Source organism: Myxacorys sp. (assembly GCF_059501405.1).
This window is the reverse complement of the sequence record NZ_JCACCM010000163.1, coordinates 94,533-110,483: the sequence shown is the minus strand read 5'-3', so window position 1 is coordinate 110,483 and position 15,951 is coordinate 94,533. Positions and strand designations below refer to the sequence as shown.

16 protein-coding genes and 1 tRNA gene are annotated in these 15,951 nt (G+C 49.6%); 7 read left to right on the top strand and 10 right to left on the bottom strand.

What is annotated here, in order from left to right; all coding sequences use genetic code 11:
* Window positions 1-428 precede the first annotated feature (428 nt).
* Window positions 429-662, bottom strand: a complete 234-nt coding sequence (locus AC5I6P_RS22885; RefSeq protein ID WP_495696073.1) for an EF-hand domain-containing protein — start codon at window positions 660-662, stop codon at window positions 429-431.
* Between the two features lie 492 nt (window positions 663-1,154).
* Between AC5I6P_RS22885 and AC5I6P_RS22880 the strand changes: the two genes are divergently transcribed.
* Entirely contained in the window at window positions 1,155-4,841 is a 3,687-nt protein-coding gene (locus AC5I6P_RS22880; protein WP_495696072.1) for a DUF4347 domain-containing protein, read from the top strand.
* A gap of 663 nt (window positions 4,842-5,504) precedes the next feature.
* Here AC5I6P_RS22880 and AC5I6P_RS22875 read toward each other — a convergent pair.
* Window positions 5,505-5,578: transfer RNA gene (locus AC5I6P_RS22875), tRNA-Pro, on the bottom strand.
* A 198-nt stretch (window positions 5,579-5,776) separates the two neighbouring features.
* Here AC5I6P_RS22875 and AC5I6P_RS22870 point away from each other — a divergent pair.
* The 4 genes from AC5I6P_RS22870 to AC5I6P_RS22855 all read left to right on the top strand — a co-directional run bounded on the left by AC5I6P_RS22870 (window position 5,777) and on the right by AC5I6P_RS22855 (window position 8,513).
* The gene (locus tag AC5I6P_RS22870; protein WP_495696071.1) at window positions 5,777-5,947 is read left to right on the top strand and encodes a hypothetical protein; all 171 of its coding nucleotides are present in this window, start codon (window positions 5,777-5,779) and stop codon (window positions 5,945-5,947) included.
* Window positions 5,948-6,049: 102 nt separating this feature from the next.
* Window positions 6,050-6,466: a peptide-methionine (R)-S-oxide reductase MsrB gene (gene msrB / locus AC5I6P_RS22865; RefSeq protein ID WP_495696070.1), complete on the top strand. Its 417-nt coding sequence runs from the start codon at window positions 6,050-6,052 to the stop codon at window positions 6,464-6,466.
* 344 nt (window positions 6,467-6,810) lie between these two features.
* A complete protein-coding gene (locus AC5I6P_RS22860) occupies window positions 6,811-7,128 on the top strand; it encodes a hypothetical protein (RefSeq protein ID WP_495696069.1) in 318 nt (105 codons plus the stop codon).
* 191 nt (window positions 7,129-7,319) lie between these two features.
* Entirely contained in the window at window positions 7,320-8,513 is a 1,194-nt protein-coding gene (locus tag AC5I6P_RS22855; protein WP_495696068.1) for an ATP-binding protein, read from the top strand.
* 14 nt (window positions 8,514-8,527) lie between these two features.
* On the opposite strand, the gene AC5I6P_RS22850 is transcribed toward AC5I6P_RS22855, so the two are convergent.
* From AC5I6P_RS22850 to AC5I6P_RS22815, 8 genes are all read right to left on the bottom strand, one after another.
* Window positions 8,528-9,244 carry a Crp/Fnr family transcriptional regulator gene (locus AC5I6P_RS22850; protein WP_495696067.1) on the bottom strand — a complete coding sequence of 239 codons (717 nt, stop codon included), beginning with the start codon at window positions 9,242-9,244 and terminating at the stop codon, window positions 8,528-8,530.
* A 277-nt stretch (window positions 9,245-9,521) separates the two neighbouring features.
* Window positions 9,522-10,229: a Crp/Fnr family transcriptional regulator gene (locus AC5I6P_RS22845; protein ID WP_495696066.1), complete on the bottom strand. Its 708-nt coding sequence runs from the start codon at window positions 10,227-10,229 to the stop codon at window positions 9,522-9,524.
* Between the two features lie 399 nt (window positions 10,230-10,628).
* Window positions 10,629-11,033, bottom strand: a complete 405-nt coding sequence (locus AC5I6P_RS22840; protein ID WP_495696065.1) for a response regulator — start codon at window positions 11,031-11,033, stop codon at window positions 10,629-10,631.
* Window positions 11,034-11,397: 364 nt separating this feature from the next.
* Window positions 11,398-12,069, bottom strand: a complete 672-nt coding sequence (locus AC5I6P_RS22835; RefSeq protein WP_495696064.1) for a hypothetical protein — start codon at window positions 12,067-12,069, stop codon at window positions 11,398-11,400.
* Window positions 12,070-12,335: 266 nt separating this feature from the next.
* Window positions 12,336-13,397: a glycine oxidase ThiO gene (gene thiO / locus AC5I6P_RS22830; protein WP_495696063.1), complete on the bottom strand. Its 1,062-nt coding sequence runs from the start codon at window positions 13,395-13,397 to the stop codon at window positions 12,336-12,338.
* Window positions 13,398-13,426: 29 nt separating this feature from the next.
* Window positions 13,427-13,852: a hypothetical protein gene (locus AC5I6P_RS22825; RefSeq protein ID WP_495696062.1), complete on the bottom strand. Its 426-nt coding sequence runs from the start codon at window positions 13,850-13,852 to the stop codon at window positions 13,427-13,429.
* Between the two features lie 184 nt (window positions 13,853-14,036).
* A complete protein-coding gene (locus AC5I6P_RS22820; protein WP_495696075.1) occupies window positions 14,037-14,210 on the bottom strand; it encodes an ATP-binding protein in 174 nt (57 codons plus the stop codon).
* Between the two features lie 239 nt (window positions 14,211-14,449).
* Window positions 14,450-14,686: a hypothetical protein gene (locus AC5I6P_RS22815; RefSeq protein WP_495696061.1), complete on the bottom strand. Its 237-nt coding sequence runs from the start codon at window positions 14,684-14,686 to the stop codon at window positions 14,450-14,452.
* Between the two features lie 216 nt (window positions 14,687-14,902).
* Here AC5I6P_RS22815 and AC5I6P_RS22810 point away from each other — a divergent pair, with 216 nt between their 5' ends.
* Both AC5I6P_RS22810 and AC5I6P_RS22805 read left to right on the top strand, forming a co-directional pair.
* Window positions 14,903-15,559, top strand: coding sequence for a hypothetical protein (locus tag AC5I6P_RS22810; protein WP_495696060.1), 657 nt, complete (start codon window positions 14,903-14,905; stop codon window positions 15,557-15,559).
* A gap of 2 nt (window positions 15,560-15,561) precedes the next feature.
* Entirely contained in the window at window positions 15,562-15,939 is a 378-nt protein-coding gene (locus AC5I6P_RS22805) for a DUF423 domain-containing protein (RefSeq protein ID WP_495696059.1), read from the top strand.
* The last annotated feature ends 12 nt before the right edge of the window (window positions 15,940-15,951 follow it).

Genomic DNA, 15,951 nt, shown 5'->3' with positions numbered 1-15,951 from the left:
CCTCTGTTTTGCCTGCACCTTGATCTGGTTGCGGTGAAAAGTCAACAGAACCTAGTTTTCTCATCTCGGATGAAAAGGAACAAGAAATGTTAGGAGAGATCTTATAGTAATGCGATCGCTCGCGTAGATGCTGAAAACGAAGATTTACGCGGCAGGCTAAAAAAGCTGTCAACGATGCTTGACGAAGCCTCAAGACTGGCAGAAGCACCTTAAACGACATCCCCCGTAAATCCCACGACCCAAACGGAACCCTCGTCAGGTACATTCGTTAAGCTTTCTGCCGATCGCCCAACCACAATCCAAGACAGAGCAGGGTTAAGTTGACAGTATCCCGCTTCAAGTTAAGTTGACAATATCAGAAGTTGCAAATCCCTCAAAGCTTGGGCTAAAGAGGGATCTTGGGTATTGGGTATTGGTTTTTTTGACTGTTAGGTTAAATTACCTGCTCTCTCAACTGCTTGCTTTAACTCTTCAAAGGTAATATTACCGTCTTCGTCTGAATCATACTGTGCTAGTAACGCCTGGGGGCTACTGGTACTTGTTGCTGATGAGATGACTGAGTTTAAGCCAGGACTTAACAAAAGATCATTAACGGAGAGTTTGCCGTCTTGATCGCTATCTAAGGTATTAAAAAGAGATTGAAGCTCTTGCTCGGTTGCCATAAATTTTTACCTGAATTAATTTTCCAATTTCATATCGCACTAAACAGATTACCAGACCAGAAGGAGAGCAGATTGAGGCTACTAATCAAGAGCCGCTCTCTATCAAGGAGCGCAACAAAAGAGCCTGATTTATATCACGGGCAAGATCTGCAGCATCGAGAATAGTTTCAGCGTCAGGCACAAGCATTGAGGGGGGAGAGGACAGTATTAAGATTCCCCACGCGATCGGTGCCATCCATTTATCAGCATTTGGGAATTAGTCGCCCAACTTACTACTGCTACATCCATCCCAACACTGATCCAAAAGTCAAGCCAGAACGGAATTGAGCCTGGAGACGTGCGATTTTGGGCCATGCCCTCTGACGGTAATGCAGTTCGTCAAAAATCTATGTAAACACCTTTCGGAGTTTGTTTTAAGGGCTTTAGATGTGCTCGTTAGTTTACCTGGAAGAGGGGAATACTTTTAGAGTGTATTCTCTAGAGCAAACCAAAATGACCTTTGAGCCTTCCCGGTTAACTACGGCTACTGATGTGCTATCGACAGCCAACCTTGCGCTGCCCCTGGATCAAACCAGTCTGACAACCTCGCTGACAGAACAACGACAGTCCAGCCAATCCCTATTATTTATTGATCAGTCGGTGGCTGGCTATCAGAGCCTAATCGCCGGAGCAACAGCAGGTACCGAAGTCCACATCCTTAACTCGACGCAGGATGCAGTCACGCAAATCACCAATACACTGCTGGGGCGAGACGGCATCTCTAGCCTTCACATCCTTTCTCATGGGGAAGCAGGCGGGTTAGACTTTGGTAGCAATCGGGTGACCTTAAGCGACTTGCCAGGGTATGCAGCTCAGTTGCAGAGTTGGAGCAAGGCGCTAAGCGATGATGCCGACATTTTGCTGTACGGCTGCAACGTGGCGCAGGGCGAACTGGGTCAGGCGTTTACCAGCATCCTTAGCCAGTTGACTGGGGCGGATATAGCGGCTTCAGATGATTTAACAGGTGGAGCATTATTGGGAGGAAACTGGACGCTAGAAACAGCAAATGGTTTTGTAGAGTCATCATTGGCATTTACTTCTGCAACAATAGGCACGTATGCTGCAGTTTTAAATCATTCCAGGCTCCTTATTAACGATGTCTCGATTGTTGAAGGAGATAGTGGTACTAGCAATGCTGTTTTCACAGTAACTCAAACGGGACCTGGACCGTGGACTGTCAGCGTTAACTATACAACTGTAGACGGTACTGCTGTAGCAGGGTCTGACTACGTTATTACCAGTGGTACCTTAAACTTTGCTAATAGTGAAACCACGAAAACAATCACAGTTCCCATCATCGGCGATAGAGTTGCTGAATTTGGCGAAACCTTCTCCGTTGTTCTTAGCAACGCTGTCTTTGGTCAAGGGGGTGCTATCGGCGATGGCACTGGTATCGGAACTATAGGCACTGTCATAACAAACCAAACGCTCACTGAAGACATTGCCTCTGGAGCAATCCCTTTCAGTATTGATGACGGCGACATTCCTAACCTTCTACTAGCAGCAACTTCCAATAATCAGGGTTTGATTGCTGATAATAATCTTGCTCTGGGCGGTTCTAATGATAATCGGACAATTACCATTACCCCAACGGCAAACCAATTTGGTAATGCTGCAATCACGCTTCAAGCAAGTGATGGCATCAATACTACCACTCAAGCCTTTAATGTTACCGTTACACCGGTTAACGATGCCCCCCTACTCACCTTACCCACAGCAGGCAGCGTTAGCTATATCGAAGATGGCAATGCCGTAATATTGGATGCCAGTGCCACGGTCAGCGATATTGATTCCACCAATTTTGATACAGGCATGCTGACGGTTAACATCAGCACGAATGGTACAGCGGACGATCGCCTCGCCATCAACAACCAGGGCACTAGCACGGAACAGATTGGTGTCTCTGGCAGCAACGTGACCTACGGTGGCACCATCATTGGCACCGTCACGGGTGGTGTAGGCACGGCACCGCTAGTCGTCACCTTCAACAGCAGTTCCAGTTCTGCTGCTGGCCAGGCATTACTCCGTAACCTCACCTATAGCAACGTTTCAGATGCACCTTCAAGCGCCGTTCGGACGTTAAGTGTTGTGCTGACGGATGGAGACGGCGGCATCAGCACGACTGCTGACACAACCATTGATATTGTAGCCAATAATGACCCCCCTACAGTCTTCGCTCCGGCTGCGATCGCTGTCACTGAAGACATCACCACCACACTCACAGGCATTACGTTTGTCGATGCAGATGCAAGTAGCGGTATTGTAATCGCAACCTTAACTGTTGGTACAGGCATTCTGGCTGCGACTTCTGGAGGTGGAGTCACCGTAGGGGGCACTGCAACAAACCGTACTATCAGCGGCACCATCACAGATATCAACAGCTTCATTGCGGCTAGTAATCTCACTTATACTCCAGCCCCCGATTCTATAGCGACTCAAACGCTGGGTATCAGCATCAATGACAACGGCAACACTGGCACTGGTGGCGCACAGACTTCAGGCGTGACAAACATTAGTCTCAACGTGACCGCTGTGAACGATGTGCCCTCGTTTGCCAAAGGAGCAGACCTGACGATCACAGCGGGTTCTGGCGTTCAAACCGTTTCAAACTGGGCAACGGGCTTCAATCCGGGACCGGCTGATGAATCGAATCAAACCGCCCAAGCTTACATCGTCACCGTAGACACCAACCCTGCCATCTTTGCCGTTGCCCCAACAATCGACTCCTTCGGCAACCTGACCTATACTCCTGCCACCAATCTTGCCACGGCTACCACGGCTACCCTCAGCGTGCATGTGCGCGATAGTGGCGGCACTGCTAACGGGGGGGTAGATACCTCCGCCGTCCAAACCTTTGCCATCACCGTCCAGCCCCAACCCACCCTCAGCATTGGAAATGTCAGCCAAACGGAGGGCAACAGCGGCACCACGGCCTACACCTTCACGGTCAGCCTCTCGAATGCCAGTGCTCAAACTGTTGCGGTCAATTACACCACAGCAGATGGCACCGCGACCGTTGCCGATGGAGACTATAGTGCTGCCACTAGCAGCCTCACCTTTGCCCCCGGTGAAACCAGCAAAACCATTACGATTAACGTCAAAGGCGACCCCAATCGGGAGCTAGACGAAACCTTCTTCGTCAATCTCCTCAATCCGACCAACGCCACTCTGACCGCAAACGCCACCAGCGGCACGGGTACCCTGCTCAACGACGATCGCGTGAATCTCGTGTGGCGCAGCAACAACCCCGCCATCTCGTCCTCTGGAAGTGGACAGAACGCCATCTGGCAGATGAACAGCTTTACCTTAGAAAGCGGCTACTACCTCCCCACTGTCGCGGGCTCCAACTGGCAGATTGTGGGCACCGCCGATTTCAACCAAGACGGGACCGATGACCTCCTCTGGCGCAACCAAGCAACCGGCGAGAACGCCATCTGGCAACTAAACAGCATCGGCTTCCAAAGCAGCCGCTTCATCACCTCCGCGGACTTAAACTGGCAGATTGCCAGCACCGCCGATTTCAACAACGATGGCACCGCGGACATCGTGTGGCGACATCAGGCAACTGGGCAGAATGCGATCTGGCAGATGAATAGCACGGGGTTACAAAATGGCTACTTCATCACCTCGGTCGCGGACTTAAACTGGCAGATTGCCAGCACCGCCGATTTCAACAACGATGGCACCGCGGACATCCTCTGGCGGAACAAGACAAGCGGACAGAACGCCATTTGGCAAATGAACGGCTTCACCTTACAAAGCAGCCGTTTCATTCTCCCTGTTACTGACTCCAACTGGCAGATGGTCGGCACCGCGGATTTCAACAATGATGGGATCGCGGACATCGTGTGGCGACATCAGGCAACTGGGCAGAATGCGATCTGGCAGATGAATAGCACCGATGTGCAAACGGGCTACTACCTCACTCCTGTCGCTGATTTGAACTGGCAGATTGCCGGCGTTGCTAACTTCAATGGGGATGGATCCGCCGATCTGCTCTGGCGCAACCCTCAAACTGGAAAGGTTGGAATTTGGCAAATGAATGAATTTACGGATTCACAAACCTATTTGTTGCCAGATGTATCCCTCGATTGGGTGGTGAGACCCTTGCGTGCTCCTCAAGCTTCCGTGCCTGCATAAGCCAAAAACTCATCCTCTCAAGACGATGAACAACGCTGCTCGTACTAGGTTCGATAATCCGCGGCGGCACTCGGCCAAACGGCCCCTGGTTAGCCTTAGTTGGGAGAGCTTGTAGAGAACGATTGACCCAAGCTGAGATGAGGAGATTTCCTCGAATGCTGAAGCATTCGAGGAAATCTCCTCATCCAATTAAGCGGTTGGGTCTAATCCCAATGGCTGTCGTCTGACCCGTCGATCCTTCGGAGCTTGGCAGAGCCGATCGTCCATCAAACCAAAATGCACCTTGAGCCGCTTCAAACTAGAAGCGGTTTTTTATTGGCGAAATGCAAGAGGCATGAATCCCGCTACTCTGTTCATGTCCCCACATAGCAAACAGCAGCATTACTGCGGGTGAGGTGAACGGACGATCATCTTGGGGCAATCGATCTGGTACAGACAAACCAAAAATATAAGCAATCCCTAAAGAAGCCTTTTAGGGATTGCTTATATTTTTTCCATGAAAAAGCGTGGCATCTCAAATCGGTGTCCATAGCTTTTTGATGGGATTAAACCCCCTTAAAAAGTGGTGGACACGCCTATAGATCCGCGTGCTCACGTATTCGGTTGTGTTCCAGTTTTAGGGAAGATTTAGGGAAACTCTCTAAACCTAATTCCTAAAACCTATCGGGATGACAGGATTCGAACCTGCGGCATCCTGCTCCCAAAGCAGGCGCGCTACCAAGCTGCGCTACATCCCGTAGAATCTAAGCGACCTACTTACTATATCGCATCTTTGATCAACCGGATCGATTGATCAAGATTTAGCTTTGAAAAGGGTATCGAACTGAATGTAGAGAATACCTCAATGAGTGTGAGCCAGTCAGTGAGTACCAGCCAGTCAGTGAGTACCAGTCAGACAGTGAGTGCAAGCCAGACAGTAATGGGTCAGTCGCTTGATGGATGGAGCACAGAGCCTTAGCCACACCCTAGCGACCCAGAAGGCGATCACTGCCGCCTCAACTCGGCAACCGACCGGAGGATTACGACCAGAAGTAGAGCTCAAACTCGCGATCGCAACCTCAGGTCATCTCGTGAATCTTCGAGAGCGGAGTTGCGCTTCGCGCTAATCGTGGATTGCTGCCTGTAATGCCGCGATTAGCGCGAAGCGCAACTCCACAGGAACCGCACGTCTTAGAATTAAGGAGAGAGTAACTCCAATCAATTTTGTTATGACAACCTCCAAAGACCAGTTTGAAGTGCAAAAAACCGATAAAGAATGGCAAGAAACGCTGACGCCAGAGCAGTTTCACGTGCTGCGGAAGCATGGAACAGAGCGAGCAGGCACAAGTCCACTAGATAAGGTCTACGACGAAGGAACCTATGTCTGTGCAGGCTGCGGCTTACCACTCTTTACCTCTGAAACCAAATTCAATAGTGGCACTGGCTGGCCTAGCTTCTTTGCACCTCTAGAGAGCGCGATCGAGACCACGACTGATCGAACGTTGTTTATGACCCGCACTGAAGTGCATTGCCGTCGCTGTGGTGGGCATCTAGGGCATGTATTTAATGATGGTCCTGCCCCGACCGGACAACGCTACTGCATGAACGGGGTTTCGCTAGAGTTCAAACCCGAAGCATCAGAGTAAATTGCTGTTATAAGTCGCTGTTTGCGCCACTTGGTTTCTGGAGAAATGTTTCTCAGAAATTAGGTGGCGATATTTTTTACACTCAGCTAATCTCGCTCTGCATCGATACCTTGTTCGGTTTAATAACACAAACTCTGCTAGATAATTTATAGGCAAGCGAATACATTTGAGATGTGAATTTGCGGAATTGCTCAACGCTAGAGAAGACGTGAATTCATCTACGCCTAAAGGCTGACGATTTCAAAATCGACATTGAGAAAAATCAGTTCAGGAGTGAGGGGCTAATTGCAGAATTTAATACGAAGACTGTGACTCCATTATCGATTTAACAAGGAATGTTTGATATGGCAGATTCAATTCGGACAATCGATGTTGATAGCACGATCGCAGCGTTGCATCAGGGATTGACCTCGATTCCGGCAGAAGACGCGATCGCAATCATTGAAAGCTGGCAGCAGCAGCTTGAAGGCTCTGATTTGGCTGAAGATCTGGGTGAACTGAAGCAAGCGTTGCAAAGCGGAGACACGGCTAAGATGGCTGAAACTATGGTAGATCTTGGGGAAGACACCTCAGAATCGGCAGCGAGTGCAACAGGAGATGTTGCGATGAAAGTAGAGCAATTAGGTGAACTACTCTCTCAAGCGGGTCAGTCACTAATGTAGATTATTTTTGTTGACGTACATTGCTGTTCTCCCCTTTTTCATCTGGAAGAGGGGAATTTACTATACATTCCCAATTTGTTTTTTTTGTAATCTGTTTTTTGTAATCTAAAGTCTTTTGTAATACGGTTATAGATAGCCTTGTGAGCTTTTCATTGTATCTGTCTAAGCAACCTAGCCGCTATTTGTAAGAAATGCAAGACTTTAGCCAACTGCTGAGAGAAAAAAATTCTACCATCGTCGAACAGTGGGTTGCTTCAGTTTCACGCGATCGCCAGATTACCAGCACAGAGCATCTCGATCGCAGTGCCATCAAAGACCATATTGATTATGTCTTGGAAGCCTTAGCGACGGTCCTATCTCAGCAGCAAGCCGACGATAACGAGGCGATCGTAAACGCCAGCATTTCTCACGGTGTTTTACGAGCCAACCAAGGATTCGACCCCAGCGAGATCGCTCAAGAATATCATCTTCTCCGCAAAACGATTTTTGATATCCTCCGTCCTGACTTGCTGAGTAGTAACTCAGAGGATCTACTGCGAGCCGTTTCACTAATCAATGCAGTAGTCGATTCGGCGCTGTCTCAATGCTTCAAAAGCTATGTACAGGAGCGATTACAGGAGCTAGAGCTAGTTCAGCATCAACTCGCGATGACAGTTGAGGAACTCAAGCGACTCGCTCAAGCCAATCAAAATAACCTTTCGGTATTAGCCCACGAACTGAAAACGCCGCTTACGTCGATCATTGGCTACTCGGATTTGTTTTTACGACAGTCTCGGCAGGATGGCAATCTCACATCGAGCAAGAAACTAGAACACATTGAGCGCGTCCTTGGCAGTGGGCGGAGACTGCTGCACATCATCAATGATGCGTTAGAACTGGCTCGGTACGAAGCCGGAAAACTTCAGCCTGTTCCCGAACCAACGGATGTTCGCGCTGTGATTCAGACCGTCGTTGAAGTGATGCAGCCTTTGGCAGACGCCCGAAAGTTAGACTTGGTTGTGGCTGACACTCAAGCTCCATCACAAGTGATCACTGATTCAACTCGGCTTCAGCAAATCCTCACTAATCTTGTGAGTAATGCGGTGCGCTACACCGACGCGGGAAGCGTGACGATCAAGTGCGAAGAACTGCCCAACGATCGCTGGCTCTGCTCTGTCAGCGACACGGGTATCGGCATTGCGTTAGAAGATCAGTCCCGGTTGTTCAAACCGTTTGTCCGGGCTGAGTTTAGCAATCACCCTCATCCATCCGATAGCACCGGACTCGGCTTAGCGATCGTAGCGCGGTTAGTCGAGTTACTCCAAGGCAGAATCCATCTCACCTCGCAAGTCAAAGAAGGCTCTACCTTTACCGTGATTTTGCCGCTCAAGATGACGCTCGACTAGTCCTACTTAAAGATTTAAATATTATCGGTCTCGGAGAACAAGCGATCGAACTCGGTCTTCACGACCCGATAGCATTCACACGATGCCGCTTCTAGCCCCTGCCGATCCAAAATCCTTACCTTGCCACGCGTGTAGCGAATCAGCCCTGCTTTCTGCAAAATTGCGGCGACAACACTAACACTGGCTCGCCGCACTCCCAACATTTGGGACAATAATTCTTGGGTCAGAAAAAACTCCTGTGCGCCAACGCGATCGTGGCACAGCAACAGCCAGCGACAGCAACGCTCCTCTACCGAATGAAGGCGGTTGCACGCCACGGTTTGAGACAGTTGGCTGATCAAGGCTTGGGTATAGCGTAAGAGCAGAGTGTAGAGCAAACTATCTGGCGTCACCTCCCGCCTAAACACCTCGCTTCGCATCCGCAAGGCATCTCCCGCGACTTGCGCGATCACTTGTAGCGGTGACTGCTCGACCCCCAGCAACACGGCTAGCCCAACCATTCCCTCATTTCCGGTAGTTGCCGCTTCTACGGTTTCCCCATCTTCGGTGATGGTCACCATCGAAATCACACCGCTATTAGGAAAATAGACATACTCAATCGGCTGATTTGGCTCATATAACACCTGCTTGAAGGGCAGAGAAACGAACTCAAGATAGGGCACCAAGCGCTCGTACTCCCCTTCAGACAGAGCAGACAGGAGTTTATTTTGAGTAGAACGATCTTGGGGCATGAATGCCAAAAGCCTAAATCAGAGTCTAGCTAAAACAGCAGATTGCACGAACAACGCAGGCTCTAACGTATAAGTCTTACCGCTCTGTTGTCTGTCCCCTGACGTACATAAATATCCAGTTGTGATTCGCAATTCGCCTGCCACGCTCGAAGAAGGGCGAAGATAATTTAATTGATCCAACACCCTATCTCAGTGTCAGAGCAAGCATCAGTCAGCTTCTACTGATGTTTAGGCGATTAGAAAGCTCTCTGCTGCCAAGGTGTCCCTCTCGTCTCTTCTACAAGGGACTGCTCAACCTACTGTATTCTGCACGCAGAACTCGGTAGCACTGACAGCTAGCCGCTTCTAAACCCGGACGATCGAGAATGGTAATTTTGCCGCGCTGATGGTGAATTAGTCCAGCACGCGCTAACGCACTGACAATTTCGTTCGCACCCGCTCGACGGACTCCAACAACGCGAGAAAGCGCTTCTTGAGTCATGATTAATTCTGAAGAACCAACGTGGTCTTGCAGCAAGGCGAGAAGAAAGCAGCACCGCTCTTGAGCGCTATGCAGCCGAATACAAGCTAAATTTTGGGCAAGCTGGCTTATCAAGACCTGAATGTATCGCAGCAGTAACGGGCAAAGCGCACTGCTATAGCAAAGTTCAGTCCTAAGAACGCTTGCCTCTATTTGCAAGGCTGACCCTGCAATTTGGGTCACGGCAGCCATTGGAATTCGCATTGTGCCCAGCACTAGAGGGACACCAATCATGCCTTCGTTACCGACCACAGTGGCATTAATACTCTGTCCGCCCTCAAGAGTGTTAATGAGAGAGACGACGGCATTGATCGGAAAGTAGGCGTAGTCGATGGGCTGGTTAGATTCGTATAGAGTTTGTCCCAACGACAAGTGGGTAACTTCTAAATGCGGTAGTAGACGCTCATAATCTTCACTAGAGAGATTAGATAGGAGTTTGTTAAAAGCAATAAGTTCATACAACATGGCGATCAGGAGCCGCCACCTTCAGAGTCAGATGTGTGTGAGACAGACATCCAAAACCATCAGTGGAAACATCCAGGCGCAGGACAACATACAAAAATCAGGCGATCTAGAGTCAGCTTCTCTGATTCTGCATAAGCTTAGAACTCATGACACATCTGAAAAGCAACTGTAGCTACCTTAGTGTAGCCAATGCTAACGTTGCGCTTCAAAGGAGGCTACTCACCTGCAAAACGCACCGTAAGCTGTAAAACACACCTTAAGAGGAGAGCTTGTCAGTAATATAGCGTACTCAATATTATGAATTCCCTACCTCACTGGGCAGAGTTGTTTGGAAAGTTTAAGAACCCATAGCACGCAAAGTCGTATCTCTTTAGACTCAAACCACTAGGATTGAGAGCACTAGGATTGAAAGGAACGTCCAGCGACTTGAGCGATCGCAAGAGAAAGTTCATCTAAATCCACGGGTTTGGAAAAATGCCGACGAAACCCTGCTGTTAAGCAGTCTGCCCGATCGTTGGAACGCGCAAAGGCAGTGACGGCGATCGCGGGAATTGAAATACCTAATTCTGTTTCTAATTGCTGAACCTGGGCGATCAGATGATAACCGGATTCATCTGGCATTCTAATATCACTAATCAAAACATCAGGGATGCGCTGCTGAAGAGAAATAATGGCATCGCGGACGCTTCCTACAATGACAACCTCGGCTCCATCTCCTTCTAGAGCAACTAGCAACAACTCCCTAGAGTCGCGATCGTCATCTACAACCAGAAGCTTTAACCCTTCTAGGATTAGTTGATCCATCCATCCCCCAATTCAGTAACGCGTCGGTTACTGAGGCGTTTTATGCGTTCTTACAGCAACTTAACCTATAGACTAAGTTAAAGCCTAAACCGTGTCTGTACGGTGGCGGACACAATTTGACTGGCAATTTTTGGAGGGTTACGCAGCGAATCGCACTGCTAGATGCTCGATCCTAGAAGATGATCCAGAAGCAGCGACTTTTGCCGAACCGCTCTCACCTCGACCTTCTGCTGCAAAAGGAGCTAAATTCTTGCTCTCCTCGTAAAGCACTTGCAACAGAAAAAACCCTGCCCTTCAGGAAAAGCAGGGGAAGTTTTATGAAGTTCACACTGACTTTGAAACTGGGTTTGAAAATTGCCGATGCTTATTGACCAGAACTTGGCTGAGGAGAACTGGTTGTCGAGTCTTCACTCGGCTTGGTTGCATCTGAAGACGGTTGAGCCGAATCGTTAGCCTCTGGCTGAGTAGAACGATCTGAGGTCGTCTCTCGAGGAGTAGATTGCGCTGGAGCCGAAGGCTGAGCGGGAGCAGGCTGAGCCGGGGCAGGCTGAGCGGGAGCCGAGGGCTGAGGAATCGTAATCACTCGAGTAGGCGCGGATTGTTGAGGTACAGGCACCACTCGATCGCGCTGAATAATGCGTTCGCGCACTTCGGGAGACGGATTCGCTGATGGGCTGGTTGACGGAGCCGCGCTAGGAACTATGATCGTCCGATTAACGGCGGGTGCGGGAGTACGATCGCGCTGCGTTAAGAAATAGAAACTTGCGCCGACTAGAGCCAACAGCCCTGTCGCCAAAATACCAACCAGTAGTCCACGTCCAGCGTTATCGTTATCTCGAATTTGCTGATTCGCCTCATAGCGCTGCTGCTCAAGGGCTTTGCCTTCAACATAGCCCTGCCGGTAATTGACCGGATCGGGCTTCACAACGTGATAATCGCCGGATTGATTTAGGGTTTCTGGGGTATTTAGGGTTTCTGGGGTTCTGTTGGGATTGTTGTCGCGATTATAAGCGTCGCGGTCATTAATGTTTGCCATTTTAGTAATTAAAACTCGTCAAAATAGTTTTTAGAAGTGCTGAACAAGCTGTTCTTTAATTAAGCTTGCAAAAGGGGTTTTAAGTAGATGCGTCTGAGGGCTAGACTGAAGCACTTGTTACATTTACAACATAGTTCTGATCAGGTTAGGAATCGCTGTATCTAGAGAAATAACCTCTTCCTCTAGCTAAAGAGTGATTCTTAAAGCACCTACCGATAGATGCACCGAGGCGAAAACGGTTCGTAGTACTGAACTCAGGCGATTCATCAGGGGCGAAAGCGTGACCAATGAAACGCATCAAGAGGAACAATAGCAGTTCGATTCAGCACCCATTGCGCGATCGCACATCCTGTCACAGGAGCTAACAGAATGCCGTTGCGATAGTGCCCTACCGCTAAGGTCAAATTGCGATAAGGGCTTTCGCCTAAAATTGGCGATTCATCGGGCGTTGCAGGTCGAAATCCCCACCATGTTTCCTGAACCGGAAACCGCTTCAACTCTGGATAAAGCCGAGTCGCGGCAGACTGCAAATGCTCGATACCAGGCGGAGTATTACCCGCCGTGAAGCCAACACTCTCGCTGGTTGCGCCTATGACAATCCGGCGATCGCGGCGCGGCACAATGTAGATCTCATCACCATAGAGAACCTGTTGCAGAGGCAGCGTCGCATCAGCCGGAGCCTGGACAGACAGCATTTGCCCTTTTCTGGGAAAGACCGGAACGGGAAGCAAATCTTCTGACCAAGCTCCGGTCGCCAAAATGTAGTGTTCGGCTTGCCAGTCACCTTGATTGGTATGCAAATGAGTGACGGTCGCCTCTCGATGAGCCACTAAATCGACCGTTACCCCGGATCGAATTTCAATGCCTAATTTCTGAGCCGCGGCCCAAAGCACTTTCGCCAAAGCTCGGTTATCCACTTGGGCATCTTTGGGAAACCAGTAGCCTCCCATCACTTCAGCACTCAATCCGGGTTGACGAGCGTGAATTTCTTCTCGTCCGATCCAATGTTCTCCGGTATGTCCTGTCTCTCCATATTTAGGAGCCAGAATTCCGCATGCCCAATAGCCCGCACTTAGCCCGGTTAGGGCTTCAAGTTGATGAACCCAAGCTGGATAGAGCGATCGACTGTGTAAACACAACTCCAACATTGGGCTTGGCGGGATCATTTCGGCTTGAGGCGCAAGCATTCCTGCTGCCGCTTGGGTAGCCGCCTGAGCCGCATCTCGACAGAGGATCGTCACCGATGCGCCTTGGCGGGTTAGCTCTAGCGCGATCGCAAAACTGATCACACCACCACCCACGATCAAAATGTCCCGTTTCTCAGTCATTACGACTCATGTATGAACCCCTCTCCGTTCTACCATCCTGCTCGCACTGGTGGGGGATAGGGTGTTTGGTTAGACGTTGTATCTGTTGTGGTTCCGTTGTCAGTAGTTCCGTTCCCACTCGTTCCGTTGTTAGTAGTTCCGTTCCCACTCGTTCCGTTGCCCGTCGTTGTGTCTGGATATGCACCTTCTGGCAAATTAGAGGGATTGGTTGATGTGGACGAGCCTGATGAATTAGTGTTGGGTGGAGCAAACGTCTGGGTTCCCTGAGTGGGTGTCTGCGCAGTGGAAGTGGGCGCTCGAGTCGCACTCGGATCAGGAACCGGGGGACGATCAGCTTCAATCTGATTCTGCGAAGCGTTACCTTGAACCTGAAATGCCCCCGCCGCTCGCAGAATTAATGCCATTGCGATCGCAATTAAAACACCGCCCGCTATTCTGCCAGAAGAACTCCTCATAACTCCAGACCCACAATTCAGTATTACTATCGTGACAAGATTCTTTGTTTAAGAAAACTGTCCCCTAGGCTGAAGTATACCCTTAGGGTTTCAGTGTTTACAAAGCTTGTTCATTTTATTGTTAGATCATTCGTCCCAATCTAAATGAAAGAACGGTAGGGGCACAGCATCCGTACCTCTAGGATTACAAGAATGCGGGTAAGGTCAGGATGAACGTTGTTTGTCCGGGTACGGCTGGGTCAAGTCTCAAGTCGCCGTTGTGTGCCCGCACAATCTCCCGTGCAAGGCTCAGTCCCAATCCGATTCCCTCTACTTTGCGCGTCCGGGCTGGATCACCGCGATGAACGCGATCGGAAATGCGTTGACGATCGCGCTCTAACTAAAATGTCTTTTGAGCTATTACTGATAGCGATCGCAACCCTTGCACCGTGGCGATGAGCGGTCATCCGAATCCAGCCGTTGGGCAAATTATATTTAATGGCGTTGCTAATCAAGTTTTGCAAAACTTGATTAGCAAGTCGCGATCGCCCTGCACTGCCAAGCCATCCGCCAAATCGGTCGCAACCTCCAGATGAGACGCAAGGAGTTCGATATCTTCTAACATCTCCCGCAATAAGTGAGAAAGTGAGAAAGATCCACCTCGACTCGGTAAAGATTCATTCGTCCGGCATCTGCCAGCGAAAGCAGCAACAGTTTACGAACAATTCCACTCAATCGGCGGACTCCATCCTCTAAATAAAAGACCTTGCATAGTGCTAATTGGTCAATCCAGCGATGCTTCTCATACCTTATGCCCAAAGGGCAGCGCACCCAAAGAAATGATAGTGACGCCATCTTTCAGGATGGTGGTGAGCAACTGCTGCTCCAACTCAGCCAAGGCTCAACCGGATATGTAGGAACATTCGATATTGGGCTTGACCTCTCCACAATATGAACGCTGAATCAGTTTGAATTTGGAGGAGAGATGAATTTAGTCTTCCTTCATCCCTCCTCTATCCTTATTCTTGCGGGCTAAGATGTCAGCAGAATTAACATCGTCATCAAAAGACTATGGCGCAAGGAAGAACGATCGCAGCCGGAGCCTCGTTTGGCATCGGCCTCTTTTTCGGGCTGATTGCGGTGCTAGGCATCACTCAACCGAGAGCGACACCTGAGCAGCAGTTCGCCTCGGTGGGTGTAGGACTGTTAGGCGGGGTTCCGTCCACAGCGTTGGGCAGTTGGCTGTTGATTCAAACCCGCGATCGCCGCAACCAAAAAGAGCGCGATCGCTTGCAAAAGGTGTTCTACCGATTGCTGAAGGAAAATAGCGGACAATTGAACGTGCTGCGCTTCTCAATGGAAGCGGGCATCAGCGGCACAGACGCGAAAGCTTATTTAGATGAACGGGCACGCGAGTTTAACGCGGCCTACAATGTTTCGGAAGAAGGAAAGATTTTCTACTATTTCGATGGGGACTTTAACGCGCTTCCGGCTGCCACTGCCTATGATGTTGTGCTGCAATCGTTTCCTTGGCAGCATCGCGATCGCGTGCTCAATGTACTTCAGCAAAACATGCGGCTAGAGCGATCGGTGCTGAAGGCACTGTTGAAACAAGCCAAGTCGCGACCGGTTGCGATCGCAACAGATGTAACCGAACAACGAGCCTGTTCATTAAAGCAAACGTTAGAAGCGGCTGGCGCAGCAATATTGATAGTACCAAAAGGATAATTATGGAACAATTATTTACCACACTAGGAGCAACACTAGCAGGAATCTCAGTTGCAGCCGGAGCATTTGCAACGCATTCACTGCGAGAACGATTGAGCGAACGAATGCTCGATGTGTTTGAAACGGGAGCGCGATACCAGATGTATCATGCGCTGGCACTAATTATAGTTGGTATTTTATTGAGCCGTCCAGAGACTAATCAGGCATGGCTAAATGCATCAGGAATTAGCTTTTTGATTGGGATTGGATTATTTTCGGGCAGTCTTTATGGATTGAGTTTATCGGGAGTGAAAGTGTTAGGGGCAGTTGCGCCTCTCGGTGGGGTGGGGTTTATTGTCGGCTGGGCCTGTTTAGCAATTAGCGCAACGCGCAACTTTTGAGAACCGCTTTAA

What these genes read in the sequence shown, in the direction of transcription:
- AC5I6P_RS22870 (WP_495696071.1), top strand. Translation starts at nt 5,777, where the DNA reads ATGGATGGAGCACAGAGCCTTAGCCACACCCTAGCGACCCAGAAGGCG.
- thiO (WP_495696063.1), bottom strand. Translation starts at nt 13,397, where the DNA reads ATGACTGAGAAACGGGACATTTTGATCGTGGGTGGTGGTGTGATCAGT.
- AC5I6P_RS22810 (WP_495696060.1), top strand. Translation starts at nt 14,903, where the DNA reads ATGGCGCAAGGAAGAACGATCGCAGCCGGAGCCTCGTTTGGCATCGGC.
- AC5I6P_RS22805 (WP_495696059.1), top strand. Translation starts at nt 15,562, where the DNA reads ATGGAACAATTATTTACCACACTAGGAGCAACACTAGCAGGAATCTCA.
- AC5I6P_RS22845 (WP_495696066.1), bottom strand. Translation starts at nt 10,229, where the DNA reads ATGTTGTATGAACTTATTGCTTTTAACAAACTCCTATCTAATCTCTCT.
- AC5I6P_RS22850 (WP_495696067.1), bottom strand. Translation starts at nt 9,244, where the DNA reads ATGCCCCAAGATCGTTCTACTCAAAATAAACTCCTGTCTGCTCTGTCT.
- AC5I6P_RS22840 (WP_495696065.1), bottom strand. Translation starts at nt 11,033, where the DNA reads ATGGATCAACTAATCCTAGAAGGGTTAAAGCTTCTGGTTGTAGATGAC.
- AC5I6P_RS22825 (WP_495696062.1), bottom strand. Translation starts at nt 13,852, where the DNA reads ATGAGGAGTTCTTCTGGCAGAATAGCGGGCGGTGTTTTAATTGCGATC.
- msrB (WP_495696070.1), top strand. Translation starts at nt 6,050, where the DNA reads ATGACAACCTCCAAAGACCAGTTTGAAGTGCAAAAAACCGATAAAGAA.
- AC5I6P_RS22855 (WP_495696068.1), top strand. Translation starts at nt 7,320, where the DNA reads ATGCAAGACTTTAGCCAACTGCTGAGAGAAAAAAATTCTACCATCGTC.
- AC5I6P_RS22885 (WP_495696073.1), bottom strand. Translation starts at nt 662, where the DNA reads ATGGCAACCGAGCAAGAGCTTCAATCTCTTTTTAATACCTTAGATAGC.
- AC5I6P_RS22835 (WP_495696064.1), bottom strand. Translation starts at nt 12,069, where the DNA reads ATGGCAAACATTAATGACCGCGACGCTTATAATCGCGACAACAATCCC.
- AC5I6P_RS22860 (WP_495696069.1), top strand. Translation starts at nt 6,811, where the DNA reads ATGGCAGATTCAATTCGGACAATCGATGTTGATAGCACGATCGCAGCG.
- AC5I6P_RS22880 (WP_495696072.1), top strand. Translation starts at nt 1,155, where the DNA reads ATGACCTTTGAGCCTTCCCGGTTAACTACGGCTACTGATGTGCTATCG.
- AC5I6P_RS22815 (WP_495696061.1), bottom strand. Translation starts at nt 14,686, where the DNA reads ATGGCGTCACTATCATTTCTTTGGGTGCGCTGCCCTTTGGGCATAAGG.